The organism is Rhizobium sp. SRI_017 (genome assembly GCF_057586295.1).
This window is the reverse complement of sequence record NZ_JBYCZP010000105.1, coordinates 1-316: the sequence shown is the minus strand read 5'-3', so window position 1 is coordinate 316 and position 316 is coordinate 1. Positions and strand designations below refer to the sequence as shown.

At 57.6% G+C, this 316-nt stretch carries 1 protein-coding gene; it reads right to left on the bottom strand.

Going from position 1 to position 316, the window contains the following annotated elements:
* On the bottom strand, nucleotides 1–316 hold a 316-nt coding region (locus AC2YI2_RS35240), incomplete at both ends, for a protein-glutamate O-methyltransferase CheR (RefSeq protein WP_487391153.1).

Genomic DNA, 316 nt, shown 5'->3' with positions numbered 1-316 from the left:
CTCCAGACGCGCAATTTCTTATGTCCCGCTGCCAGCATCTCCGGCAGCACGACCTGCTCGACATATTCGAAGTGCTTCGGCTCGCGGAAGAAGTCCGTCTTGTTGGTCGTGACCGCGTCGATGAGATAGGTCGACTCGGTCGCAAGCCCGTTCTGTTTGAACAGATATTCGCAATAGGCATCGAGCGTGCCGATGCCGGTCGCTCTCAGCCGGCGGCGGAGACGGCCTTCCAGCATCGTGATCTTGGTGATCGGCATCTTGATGCCGCTATAGTCATAGATATAGCGCGACAGGGCCTCGAAGTTGCGCTTGCTCA